This window comes from Bradyrhizobium sp. UFLA06-06 (genome assembly GCF_054820065.1).
Genome location: NZ_JADFUD010000052.1, coordinates 40,776 through 53,750 on the forward strand (window position 1 = coordinate 40,776; position 12,975 = coordinate 53,750).

The following is a 12,975-nucleotide window of genomic DNA, read 5'->3' on the forward strand; positions in this document are numbered from 1 at the left end:
ACCGTGCGGCCATGCGCTGCGCCATCGTGCTCTAGCGCTTCGTGAAGGCGACCGCGGCCACGATGATCGCTCCCTTGATGACGAGCTGCAGCGGCGAGCTGACGCCGAGCAGCACGAGGCCGTTGTTGAGTGTGCCGATGATGAGACTGCCGAACAGCGTCCCCAGGATGTAGCCGCGCCCGCCGAACAGGCTGCAACCACCGAGGATCACGGCGGCGATGACGTCGAGCTCCATGCCCTGCACGACGTCGGGCCGCGCGGCGTGCGAGCGCGCGGACAGCACCAGCGCCGCGAGCCCGGCGAGCGCGCCGGTCAGCACGAAGGCCGCGGTCGTCACCCACTTGGTGTTGATGCCGGAATACAGCGCCGCGGTCGGATTGCCGCCGACCGCATAGATGCGGCGGCCGAACACGTTGTAGTGCAGCAGCAGGATGCCGACGATCATCGCCACCAGCGTCCAGGCGATCGGAACGGGTATGCCCAGGAACGAGCCTTCGCCAAAGATCGCGAAATAGGTCTCGTTGGTGATGATCACCGGCTTGGTATTGGTCACCATCATCGCCAAACCCCGCGCCATGCTCAGTGAGCCGAGCGTCACCAGGAACGACGGGATCGAGAGCTGCGTGGTCAGGATGCCGTTGAGCAGCCCGACCAGCGCGCCGGTGCCGAGCCCGGCGGCAGCGCCGACCATCCAGCTGTTGTTGAGCTGGCTCATGGCGAGCGCCGCGGCCATGCCCGACAGCGCCAATGTCGATGCGACCGACAGATCGATCTGGCGCGCGATGATCACAAAGGTCATGCCGACCGCGATGATCGAGACCAGCGTGGTCTGGCGTCCGATGTTCAGGAAATTGTCGACCGACAGGAACCAGGGCGAGGACAGGCTGAACACGACCAGCAGCACCAGGAAGGCGATGTACAGCATGTAGGGCCGCTCGCCCCGCAGCAGGTTCTGCAGCAGCTTGCGGCGACGATCGGATCGGGTCGACGAGGCGACGACGTTGGGCGCGGTCAGTTCGGTCATGCTTGCAATACGCCTTGTTCGGAAGCCTGGTAGATCTGCAGCAGATGATGGACCTCTTCGGCATCATCGATCTCCCCGCGCACCAGCGTTCGCGCCACGCGTCCATCGACGATCACGGAGATGCGGTCGCAGAGTTCGATCAGTTCGACGAGGTCCGACGAGACCACCAGGACGCCGGTGCCGTCGCGGGCGGCATTGCGGATCACGCCGTAGATCTCCTCGCGCGCGCCGACGTCGACGCCGACCGTCGGCTCGTCCAGCAGCAGCAGGCGCGGCCGCGGATCATTCCATTTTCCGAACACGACCTTCTGCTGGTTGCCGCCGGACAATGTCCTGACCAGGCTTGAGGCGCCTTGCGCCTTCACCGACAGCCTCGCCACCGCAGCGTCGGCACGCCGGGCGGCGGCGCGCTGCTGCACGAAGCCCCAGCGCGAGAAATGCGGAATCCGCGGCAAGGTGATGTTGCGCTCGATCGAATGATCCAGCACCAGGCCCTGCATGTGCCGGTCTTCCGGCACCAGCGCAACGCCATGGTCGATCGCATCGGCCGCGCCGTTCGGCAGCCACGGCCGGCCCTCGATCGCCAGTGTGCCGCCCTCGACCGGCCGAAGGCCGAAGATGGTCTCCAGGACCTCGGTGCGCCCGCTGCCGATCAATCCGGCAAGGCCGTGGATCTCACCCTTCATCACGGACAATTCGACGGCCGACAGGCGGTCGTTGGACACGCCCGACAGCGACAGAACCGGCGACGGATCGAATGAACGCGCGGCCGCAGGCTCGGCGCGCGACACCGCGGGCGCCAATCGATCGGAGCCGATGATGGCGTTCACCAGCCGCTTCATGTCGGTCTCGGCGGTGACGAACGTGCCGGCATTGGCGCCGTCGCGGAGCACCGTGACATGCTGCGAGATCTCGAACACCTCGTTGAGCCGATGCGTCACATAGATCACGCCGACGCCGCGGCGCGTCGCCTTGCCGATCGCGTCGAACAGGATACGAACTTCATCCGAAGTCAGGGACGACGTCGGTTCATCGAGGATCAACAGGCGCACCTCGCCCATCAGTGCCTTGGCGATCTCGGTCATCTGGCGGTAGGCGAACGGCAGCGAGCCGACCGTCGCCTTGGTATCGAGGGGAATGCCGAGCTCGCTCAGGAACGCCTCGGCCCTCGCCATCAGTTCGCGCTTGCGGACAAAGCCGAACCGCGTACGCGGCTCGCGGCCGAGCAACAGGTTGTCGGCGACGCTCAGCGACTCGACGAGACTGAGGTCCTGATAGACGACGGCGATGCCCGCCTCCCGCGATCTAGCCGGACTGTCGAACGTCGCTGGTTTGCCGGCGATCTCGATCGCGCCGCTGTCGGCCGCATGGACGCCACTGAGGATCTTGATCAGCGTGGACTTGCCGGCCCCGTTCTCGCCGAGCAGCGCGTGCACCTCGCCGGCTCGGACCTCGAGGTTGACGTCGCGCAACGCCCGCACGCCGCCGAAGCGCTTGTTGATGCCACCGACCATCAACAGCGCCGTCGACGGCCGAGGCTCGGCTGCGATCGAACCGGACAATTCCAAATTTTCCTCCCGTCGCCCGCGCGAGGCGCTGGTACGATGGTGACATGTTGTTATTTTTGCAACTTATTGTGTTATAATTCTATCACATCGGCCGACCTGTCAATGGGAGATCGCGCCGGCGGGCGCTCGAATTGGAGGCGGCGGCGATCGGATCCTGCACCGCCATACGTGCTGCCGGCCTCCGCCAGGCACGATGGAGCCGGAAGGTTGTGTTACGCTGCAATCACTCTCTTCATCAAAGCCAACGCCGGTGAACCACGATGAAACTGAGTGCTGCGATTGCCGTCGCCCTGATCTCCTCTTGCCTGCCTGCAACAGCGCAGCAAGGCGGTGCCGACCTCTACGCGCAACGCTGCGCGCAATGTCACGACAGCAGCAATACGGGTGTTCGCGCGCCGAGCCGCGCCGCGCTGCAATCCAGATCGTTCGACGAGGTGCTTGGTGCGATCACCACGGGCCCGATGGCGTCCTTCGCGCAGGGACTGAGCAGCGACGAGCGCGCCGCGATCGCCTCACTCATCACCGGAAAGGCCGCTTCGCATGCGGCGGCCGAGAATGCAGGCCAATGCACGCAGAACGAGACCGGCTTTCCGCAGCCGATCGACGGGCCGCGGTGGAACGGTTGGGGCGCGGATATCAACAACAGCCGGTTTCAGCCGACGGCCATGGCCGGCCTCGCGCAAGACCAGATCCCGCGACTGCGTCTGAAATGGGCGTTCGGGTTTCCCGAGACGTCCAACGCCAACGCGCAGCCGGCTGTCGTCGGCGGCTTGCTGTTCGTCGGTGGCGGCGACCGCAAGCTCCACGCCCTCGACGCCAAAAGCGGCTGCACGCGCTGGGCGTTTCCGACCGAGGCGCCGGTGCGGACGGCCATCAGCTTTGCCCCGCTGGACAACGGCCAGCCTGCCATCTTCTTTGGCGATGTGCGTGCCAACATCTACGCCCTGAATGCCGCGACCGGCAAGCTGATCTGGAAGAGCAAGGTCGACGATCATGTGGCCGCCCGGATTACCGGTGCGCCGGTGTTCTATTCCGGCGTCGTTTATGTCGGCGTTTCATCGATCGAGGAGGCCATCGGGTCTCGTCCCATCTACCAGTGCTGTACGTTTCGCGGCAGCGTCGTTGCGCTGAAGGCCGAGACCGGCGCACAGATCTGGAAGGCCTACACGATCCCTGAGGCACCACATCCGACACGGGCGAACGCGATCGGGACCCAGCTGTTCGGTCCGGCCGGCGCGTCGGTCTGGTCCGCGCCGACGATCGATGTGCAGCGCCAGGCGCTCTATGTCGCGACCTCGAACAGCTATGCCGATCCGGCAACCGACACCAGCGATGCCATCCTCGCGTTCGATCTCACGACCGGCCGAATGCTGTGGCATCAGCAAGCCACGCCGAAGGACAGTTTCGTCGTTGCGTGTTTCGGCACCGATCAGAGCAATTGTCCGGAAGACCGCGGCCCCGACCATGACTTCGGTCAATCGCCGATCCTGGTGAGCCTGCGTGATGGACAGCGCGTGCTGGTGATCGGCCAGAAATCCGGCGTGGTCCACGCGCTCGATCCCGATCATGAGGGCAAGATCCTGTGGCAGACGCGGATCGGCAAGGGGGGCGCGTTGGGCGGGACCGAGTGGGGCTCCGCCGCCGACCAGGACCGAATCTATGTCGCCAATTCGGACGTACGATTTCTAAGGGACGGCACGCGACGTCTGAATTCAAGCGAAGGTGGCGGCCTGTTCGGGCTCGATCTTGCGACCGGAAGGATCGCGATGCAGGTGGCGCCGGTGGCCTGTGGCGACCGCCCCCAGTGTAGCCCCGCGCTCTCCGCGGCGGTCACCGCCATTCCCGGCGTCGTGTTCTCGGGCGGCGTGAGCGGCTTCCTGCGCGCCTACGCGACCGATGACGCACGGCTGCTCTGGGAAATCGACACCGCCCGCGACTACACCACGGTCAACGGCGTTGCGGCCCATGGCGGCGCAATGGACGGACCCGGCCCTGTCGTCGTCGACGGCATGCTGTACGTCAATTCCGGCTACGCGCAATGGAGCGGGCTGCCCGGCAATGTTCTGCTGGCCTTTGAAGTCGGCAACCCCTGACAGGTATTTGCGCCGGCAAGCTGAGCACTACTCGCGGCGGGCTATTCGTGCTTTGATGCCGGACAGGATCAGTCGAGAGGTCCGAAGGGAGACCGTGTGGTGATTGGTGACGTGCTACGCAACATCACGTCAGGGGCCGTTACCCTCGCGCGCTCCAATGGTCCCGAATCGCCGATAGGAGGGACCGGCGTCCCGAAATCGACCGACATGGCAGCCGCGCTTCAAATCGATGCGCATGTCGTTGCGCACGAAAAACACAGAAACTATAAGTGCTTGAAAGAATGGTCGGAGTGGCAGGATTCGAACCTGCGACCCCTGCGTCCCGAACGTAAGTAGCAAACGAAAACATCAACGAAAACAATGAAGTCTGTTCGCAATTGACCACCCTTATCGCCGTTTGTTCACGGCGTTTCGGTGGTCAATCGGTGGTTGGCCTCGATGCGTTAACGTTCAGTGCAAGCGCTAAGCTACTAATTGGTCGGGGTCGAGCCGCTCGGCGTCGGGGGTTCGAGTCAGGGGAGCGTTACCGCCTTTCCCCACACCAACCAAACCTACGATACATCATCCAATCCTTCGCATAGGGCAGTTCATGAGCCCGTGTGGCGAGCACAGATTTATCCCAACAAAGCGGAACGTTGAAAGACCTTCGCCTGTAGGTCAGGCGAAATCGACCTCTGTCGCGGAATATCGAAAGCCCGTATTCGGTGCCGGCATCGTGCCGTAGGCGCGTGGTGCCCCTCGTCTGCTTCCTTCCGACCACCTCCGGCCAATTTCTCAACTTGACCTACCAGATCGCGCCAGACCTCTCGTTGTCGCGTTTCCCGAACAATACGTGGGTTTATGGTGCGCCCTCCGAGGGCATTCGTCTTTGCTGCAGGTTCAAGGGGTTGCGGATGCGGACAACGAGGCTGGGATATCCGTGCGCAGAGGTGCCTTGCCGTCTCTTGTCAGCAACCACTCTTAAGAGGCAGCGGCACTCCTGGCATAATGGGCGCGGGATTACGTTTCAGCGGGACATGATGACCGGCAAAGCCCATGGCCCGACCTATCGCGGATGAAGCCCAATTTCCGGCAAGGGATCGCTTCGGAAGTTCTCAAGCTTCTCGATCACCGCATCCAAGGTTTGAGTTAAGAAATCAATTCCCCGCCACGGATAAATGCTGCCGCCGTCCGCAGCGCCGGCGCCATGGAGAGCCCGCTCCCCACTACTTCGATTATGCGGGCGTCCACGGACTTTTTCTCTACCGGTGGCTGCGCAAGGCGACGCCAGCCAAATATTAGGCTGGCTTGCAGCCGCCATCGGTCAAGGGCTGGCTCGAGTACCATGAGAGCGGGACTTTCGTCCGGGTGCTTCAGGCGGGCAATGACCCTTAGCCCAATACGAAACGGTGCCAGCACTCCTGGGCCGGTGGAAGCCAGTGCTGGGCCGCTGCCGCGCAGCCCAACCCTGGCTTGTCAGCTCGGTTCGCAAAACCAGCTTCTAGAACTCATCTGCCGGGTACGCCCTAATTCGAGTTCTGCCTGCCCATGATTGGCAATACCGGTCCCGTCGGGACCCGAATAGTTCCATGAGGCAAGTATCATGGCTACCGCCTGTGGCTCGTAGCGCGCCTGCGGAAGCCGAGGCTTCCAGAGCTTGCACAAGCGGATTAAGCTCCTTCACGAGATTTGTGGCTTATGTCCGCGTGACCGAGTTCCAAAACGGGCACACAGCGGCTTCGCCAACCTGCACGATTCACCGTAAAAGGAACTCTGCTCTCCTTATTTGGCAAATTTGGATTACTCTAAAGAATATCGAGGGCAGGCGGATAATTTTTGCTCGTCCGTCTCGATCGGATTGGCATATTTCAGCGGTCCGGCCGGAGGGAATAACACAAATCATAGAGTTCGCGCAGTGTCAGATGCGAGGCGGTTTTTTTTCCAACATGATCGTCGACAACGAGACGGCGAATTTGCAGTGCGGTCCTAATTCTGTTGCAACTCCCTAATTCGTTGGCACCGAATGGCCAAACAGACCATTTGTCTGAGCATGATCGTCAAGAACGAAGCGCCGGTCATCGAGCGCTGTCTTCGATCGGTGCTTCCCTTTATCGACCATTGGGTGATCTGCGACACCGGCTCGACCGACGGAACGCAGGACATCGTCCGCAGCTTCTTCGCAATCCACGGCAAGCCCGGTGAGTTGCATGAGCGGCCCTGGAAGGATTTCGCGCACAATCGCAGCGAAGCACTCTGGCTCGCGCGCAACAAAGCGGACTATTCGCTCATCATAGACGCAGATGACGCGATTGAGGCTCCGGTTGACAATGCGCTCCCGAACCTGACCGCCGATTCATACTCCGTTGATATCAAAGACACTTCAATTCAGTATCAACGCACGCAGCTCGTACGCAACGCCCTTCCCTGGTGCTATCGCGGCGTGCTGCATGAGTTCCTGGCCTGCGATGCGGCGAATTCCTCGGGTCACCTCCCCATCTTCGTGCGCCGCAACCACGATGGGGCTCGCCGCCGCGACCCGAACACGTACCGGAGAGATGCCGCGATATTGGAGGCCGCGCTCCAGACCGAAGCCGACCCCTTCATGCGCTCTCGATACACTTTCTACCTCGCGCAAAGCTGGCGAGACTGCGGAGAACAGCAGAAGGCTCTTTCGCGTTATCTGGAGCGAGCCGAGCTCGGCTTTTGGATCGAGGAAGCCTTTTACTCGCTCTATAAAGCCGCGAGCTTGAAGCAGGCACTCGGATTTCCCGCGCAAGAAATCATCGAATCCTACCAGCGCGCCGCCGATTTTCTGCCCAACCGCGCCGAGGCGTTACATGGCGCAAGTAGATTCTGCCGCTTGGCCGGCCGCTTCGAGGAAGGTTATCGGCTTGCTCAACGTGGGATCGACATCCCGCTTCCCGCTTCAGGTCTGTTTGTCGAGAACTGGATCTACCGGTACGGATTGCTCGACGAACTGGCGGTCAATGCATATTGGTCCGGCCACTACAAGGAAAGCATGGCCGCCTGCCGGCAGCTTCTGTCCGGCCCGCATCTGCCGGCGGCTGACCGCGCTAGGGTCGAAGAGAACGAACAGTTCGCGAGAGAGAAGCTGGCTGCGCGCGCCCGCAAGAAAATTGCGGTCTACGCGATTGCATTGAACGAAGGAGCGCACGTCGAGCGCTGGTGCAAATCCGTGGCCGAAGCAGATCTACTCGTCGTCGCGGATACTGGCAGTACGGACGACACGGTCGCGCTGCTCCAAGACGCCGGCGCAATCGTGCATCAGATCACCGTGAAGCCGTGGCGATTTGACGATGCGCGAAATGCCTGCCTGGCTCTTATTCCCGAAAACGTCGATATCTGCATAGCACTGGATATGGACGAAACACCCGTCAGCGGCTGGCGTCAAAAGCTATTGGAGACGTGGAACGACGACACCACACGTCTTGCATACAATTTCTCAAGGGGCACCACCGCGCAGGGACAGCAAAAGATCTTTCGAAAGAGCAAAATTCACAGCCGAACAGGTTACCGCTGGCGGCGCGCCGTACACGAGGATCTTCAATATAATGGCACCGACGAGAAGGTGGCGGAAACGCACGACATTCTAATTGTACAACAGCAGGATGAAACGAAGAGCCGCGCCCAGTACCTGCCACTCATGGAGCTCGCGCACAAGGAAGATCCCGCTGACGCTCAGCTGTGTTTCTGGCTTGCGCGCGAACTGATGTACGTGGGAAAACACTCGGAAGCGGCCGAGTTTTTTGACCGCTATTTGTCGCTTCCCTGGCATTGGCAGGAAGAGCGGTCCGAGGCGATGCGCTTCCTTGCGAAACTCGAGAAGGACAAGGCCGAAACTTGGCTTCAGCAGGGACTCGCAATCGCACGACACAGGCGAGAACTATGGCTCGACCTGAGCGAGCTTTACCACTCGAAGTCCGAGTGGACCAATCTGCTTTGGAGTTGCAGCCAGGCTTTGCACGTTTGCCGAAAGACCGGATCCTATTTGGATGACCCCGACGCGTGGGGCTTTCGCATTGATGATCTTATAGCCTTGGCGTACCACCATCTTGGCTTGCCCGAAAAGGCCATCAAGCATGGCGAAGCAGCTTTGAACGCGAAGCCCAACGATCCGCGGCTCGTAAAAAATCTGGGCTTTTACCGAAATCAACTCGGCTCGTTGGGACGCGAGTATATCAGCAAACATCGGGCAATACTGACGCCGGCGCAACCACGCAGGGACGTGATGGCAGATTCGGCCGCCAGCTTCAGACCAAGCCGGCCTCTGGGCGGGACAGAACTCATGGTCGAGGCGCTTCAGCGTCGCCTCGGGCCCGTGACCGAAAAAGTTGACCTCAGAATAAACAGCTTCGATATCGGAAGCCTGACAGGAAGGCCCGTCGTCCTTTGGATGCACCACAATGCGGATCAACAAGCAGTTCAGTGGTGCTCAGATCCCGAACTGGTTTCCCGAGTGGCGACGTTTGTGTTCGTTTCGCAGTGGCAGCTGGAAAGATACAAAATCGCCTTCGATATCCCGCCGCACAAGTGCGTCGTTTTGAGGAATGCAACGTTAATTGATCCGCAGCGCAGAGCATGGAAACGCGCTTTACCATTGAAGTTCGCATTTACAAGCACCCCCTTTCGGGGCCTGTCGATCTTACTTGACGCGTGGGACGAACTGAATGCGCCTGATGTCGAGTTGCACGTTTGGTCTTCAATGAAACTGTATGCAATGGAGGACCATGATTACAGCGATTTGATATCACGAGCTTTCAATACGCCCGGCGTCGCGTATCACGGGCTTCTGCCAAATGAGGACCTCAAGCGCGCGCTTAGAGGCATCCATTTTTTGGCGTACCCATCGATTTTCGAAGAGACGTCTTGCCTTTCGGTTATCGACGCGATGGCGGCGGGATGCCGCGTAATTATTCCCAACCTCGGAGCACTTCCGGAGACCACAGCGGGATTTGCGCGGCTCTATCCGTGGAGTGACAACTCATCCGTCCACGTTCATGAATTTGTCCGAGCCTTACGGGATGAGATTGCCAACCCTTGGCAGGGCCGCCCGGATTTGGCGGTTGCGCAGCAAGACTTCTGTCAAGCGACGTTTGATTGGGAGATTCGCGAAAGCGAATGGAAGTACATGATTTCAAGGCTAAACGATGCAGATATTGGGTAATTATGCTCGCGACGCGAGAGCCTTTTGCATTTTTTTCATCCTGCAACCATTGACGCCGGCGCATTGCCAATATGGGGAATAGCAGTGAGCATCTCAGCGATAGACGAATTTCGTCGGCAGCACACGATTCAAATGGAGCAAGACGAGGTCGAATACATTGTATCCGCTATCCGAACAGCTCCAGCGAATGCACTAATGATTGAGTGGGGGTCGGGAGCCTCGACCATCAGGTGGCTTGAAGAAATGAGTGGTTCTCAAAGCTTGGTTTCAATCGAGCACAACCTGGACTGGCACGCCATTGTGAAGCCGATCGCGGAGGCTTCGTCGCAACTGTCTGAACGCCTGCAATATTACCTGTGCCAGCCTAGCTCATATTGGCAGCACGGCTATGGTGAAACTCGCGAAGAAAATCCGATCGGGCTCGACGATTATTTTGCTCCCGACGATACGATCTTTGATGCTGACATCTTTTTGATCGACGGTGTGGCGAGGGGCGTCTGTGCCTTGAACGTTCTCTACCGATCCCGAAAGCCTAATCCGACTATCTTGCTACATGACTGGTATCCAAGACAACCGTGGTATTCATGGGCCGTTCGGCAATACCCCATTGTTGAGCGCGTTGGATCAACACTCGTCCGGTTAGGTAAAGGTTGACTGAGAGCACGATGCACCTCTCGGTCAATTAAATTCTTTCCGGAACCACGGCGCTGGACGTCGTGTCTGTGACGTTGTTAGGACACCGTCCACGGAAATCGGTTTCGGTCTCGCGGCTAGCAGCGCTGGCTTTCGTGGGTTCGCGTTGGATGACTTATAAGGCGCCTGCGCCGACTGTCACCAAATAGGGCTCCCATTCGGGCCAAGGAAGAGCAAGTCTCCCAGGATCGAAATGAGACGTAGTTCGTTATGTTTCAATGATAACTTGGCGCTGCCAGTATCGTTGGTGGGCGTTGTATGGGCATTTCGAAGCACGGCTCCCGGTTGAACTTGGCAGCACGCAGGCTTCGGCCGACCGCAGATCACCGGCCAATCCTCCGTTCGGTTCCACTTGAGCTTGCCGGTGACTGGGGCAATATGGTTCCCGCCGCGGCGCTGCATGTCCTTGAACGCATGCGGGAAGCCTGTTTTGACGCCGTGCGCCTTGTATCGGACGATCAACCCGCGCGCCTGCGGGTCGACGAACATCCGTCCGGCGGCCCACCTGCGATTTGGCTGCATTCCAACGAAGCCGATCTCGCCTGGATCATTGTCGACATCGGCGAGCGCGATTGGTCGAGACTTGCCTATCAGTTTGGTCATGAGCTCGGTCACGTCACCGCGAACTCCTGGCGAGCGAATGCTAAGCCGGGTGGGCCTTGCCAGTGGCTCGAGGAAGCGATGGTCGAGGCGTTTTCCCTGCGGGGCCTCAGCTTGCTGGCCGATAGTTGGTCACGCGACCCGCCGTTTCAGGATGACAGCGGCTTCGGTGCGGCAGTCGCCCTTTATCGGCAGAATATTGTCGAGAGCTACGGCAAGCTAGCCGTCGAACAGGGCAATATGAAGGATTTCAGCGTGTGGTTCAGGCAGCATCGCGCCACGCTAGAAGCTCGGCGGGGGCTCAGTTCCTTCGCTCAAGTAGCCTCTCTTTCGATACTCACTGAATACGAACGCGCTCCGAGCGCCATGGAAGCACTTGGGGCTCTGAACAGATGGCCAGGGCGCAGCACCATCCCATTGGAGAATTATCTCTATGCCTGGCAGGCGAGCTGCCGGGAATTACGCGTTGCGACCGACCTACCGCTTCGCCTGCGAACCCTCCTCGGCCTTGGCTAAGCGCCCTCAGGCGCTCCGCAACACAATGCTTGGTAAAACTCCGGGTTCTGCTGCCGCCACTGCGTGACCGCCAGCGGCAACTTCCCGCGTTGGACTGCTTGCTGCCTCTTAACCGAGCAGTTGCGAATGAAGCTTCTGGACCTGCACGTTTGCTTAAGCACGGACATTATCCCTGCTTGGACATGCCCTGCGAACGCTTTGCGCAGGGCGTTCTCCGATCGAGCAAAGCGGAAACGGCAGCAGGAGCCGGACGAGCTCACCTTGACCCGGCAGCCCCCCGCCTCGCCTGCGCGATCTAATCAGCGGAGGAGTGGAACCGCGTCGGTCGCACTCCTCCCATGTGACGCGTGTCGACTAGCCGTGCGGCTTGAACACGCTCTCCACCGTCTTTTGCCCATGCGGATCGTCGAGAGACAGTCCGCCTTTGGCCTTCGACTGTAGATCGGGCGTTTGACTGGCTGCGCCCGTAGGACCAGTTGCTGTCGCGCCAGCCGACGAGAAGTCACTCGGTTGCAGACCGTGAGACCCGCCAAGGGCGGCGAGAATCGGCTTCACCTTTGGCTCCTGGGCAATATCGCCCGGTGTGCCGCTGATAAAGGTCATCTGCCCACTGGCTCCGGTGGCGACGTCGGCCTTGGTGATGCCCACCTTGGCTGACTTGTCGTGGCCGGGGTTGCTCGGATCGGTGCCAGGTGCTCCGGTTTCGCCCCCGTCCGGGCCATTGCCAAGACCATTGTTGCTGTGTCGCCCGCCAGTGGCACCGGTTGCTCCAGTTGAGCCGCCGGTCGCACCTGTGGCTCCCGTCGCACCGGTCGCTCCAGTGGCTCCCGTCGCGCCGGTGGCTCCGGTTGCGCCCGTGGCTCCGGTTGCGCCCGTGGCTCCAGTTGCTCCCGTCGCGCCGGTGGCTCCGGTGGCGCCGGTGGCTCCGGTCGCACCCGTGGCTCCCGTCGCGCCGGTGGCTCCGGTCGCACCAGTGGCTCCCGTCGCGCCAGTTGCACCCGTGGCGCCAGTTGCTCCCGTCGCGCCGGTGGCTCCGGTGGCGCCGGTGGCTCCGGTCGCACCCGTGGCCCCCGTTGCTCCCGTCGCGCCAGTTGCACCCGTGGCTCCCGTCGCGCCCGTGGCTCCGGTCGCACCCGTGGCTCCCGTTGCGCCAGTTGCACCCGTGGCGCCAGTTGCACCGGTTGCACCCGTGTCGCCCGTCGCGCCCGTGGCTCCCGTCGCGCCCGTGGCTCCGGTCGCACCCGTGGCTCCCGTTGCTCCCGTCGCACCAGTTGCTCCCGTGGCGCCAGTTGCTCCCGTCGCGCCGGTGGCTCCCGT

7 protein-coding genes are annotated in these 12,975 nt (G+C 61.0%); 4 read left to right on the forward strand and 3 right to left on the reverse strand.

Annotation, left to right across the window (positions count from 1 at the left end; genetic code table 11):
• Window positions 1–31: 31 nt before the first annotated feature.
• Together IF803_RS31990 and IF803_RS31995 are read right to left on the reverse strand one after the other, a co-directional pair.
• A complete protein-coding gene (locus tag IF803_RS31990) occupies window positions 32–1,024 on the reverse strand; it encodes an ABC transporter permease (protein ID WP_461194818.1) in 993 nt (330 codons plus the stop codon).
• Entirely contained in the window at window positions 1,021–2,592 is a 1,572-nt protein-coding gene (locus IF803_RS31995) for a sugar ABC transporter ATP-binding protein (protein ID WP_461194819.1), read from the reverse strand. The genes IF803_RS31990 and IF803_RS31995 overlap by 4 nt, the downstream gene beginning before the upstream one ends.
• Before the next feature lie 260 nt (window positions 2,593–2,852).
• Here IF803_RS31995 and IF803_RS32000 point away from each other — a divergent pair, with 260 nt between their 5' ends.
• The 4 genes from IF803_RS32000 (at window position 2,853) to IF803_RS32015 (ending at window position 11,658) form a co-directional block, all read left to right on the forward strand.
• Window positions 2,853–4,685, forward strand: coding sequence for an outer membrane protein assembly factor BamB family protein (locus tag IF803_RS32000; protein WP_461194820.1), 1,833 nt, complete (start codon window positions 2,853–2,855; stop codon window positions 4,683–4,685).
• Window positions 4,686–6,687: 2,002 nt separating this feature from the next.
• Entirely contained in the window at window positions 6,688–9,849 is a 3,162-nt protein-coding gene (locus IF803_RS32005; protein WP_461194821.1) for a glycosyltransferase, read from the forward strand.
• Window positions 9,850–9,873: 24 nt separating this feature from the next.
• Complete coding sequence (locus IF803_RS32010; protein ID WP_155258818.1) at window positions 9,874–10,503, forward strand: hypothetical protein; 630 nt, start codon at window positions 9,874–9,876, stop codon at window positions 10,501–10,503.
• A gap of 297 nt (window positions 10,504–10,800) precedes the next feature.
• Window positions 10,801–11,658 carry a hypothetical protein gene (locus tag IF803_RS32015; RefSeq protein ID WP_461194822.1) on the forward strand — a complete coding sequence of 286 codons (858 nt, stop codon included), beginning with the start codon at window positions 10,801–10,803 and terminating at the stop codon, window positions 11,656–11,658.
• Between the two features lie 354 nt (window positions 11,659–12,012).
• On the opposite strand, the gene IF803_RS32020 is transcribed toward IF803_RS32015, so the two are convergent.
• On the reverse strand, window positions 12,013–12,306 hold the full coding sequence (locus IF803_RS32020; protein WP_259245226.1) for a hypothetical protein: 294 nt from the start codon (window positions 12,304–12,306) through the stop codon (window positions 12,013–12,015).
• Window positions 12,307–12,975 lie beyond the last annotated feature (669 nt).

Coding starts and splice junctions, on each gene's coding strand:
- IF803_RS32000 (WP_461194820.1), top strand. CDS start 2,853: ATGAAACTGAGTGCTGCGATTGCCGTCGCCCTGATCTCCTCTTGCCTG.
- IF803_RS31990 (WP_461194818.1), bottom strand. CDS start 1,024: ATGACCGAACTGACCGCGCCCAACGTCGTCGCCTCGTCGACCCGATCC.
- IF803_RS32015 (WP_461194822.1), top strand. CDS start 10,801: ATGGGCATTTCGAAGCACGGCTCCCGGTTGAACTTGGCAGCACGCAGG.
- IF803_RS32005 (WP_461194821.1), top strand. CDS start 6,688: ATGGCCAAACAGACCATTTGTCTGAGCATGATCGTCAAGAACGAAGCG.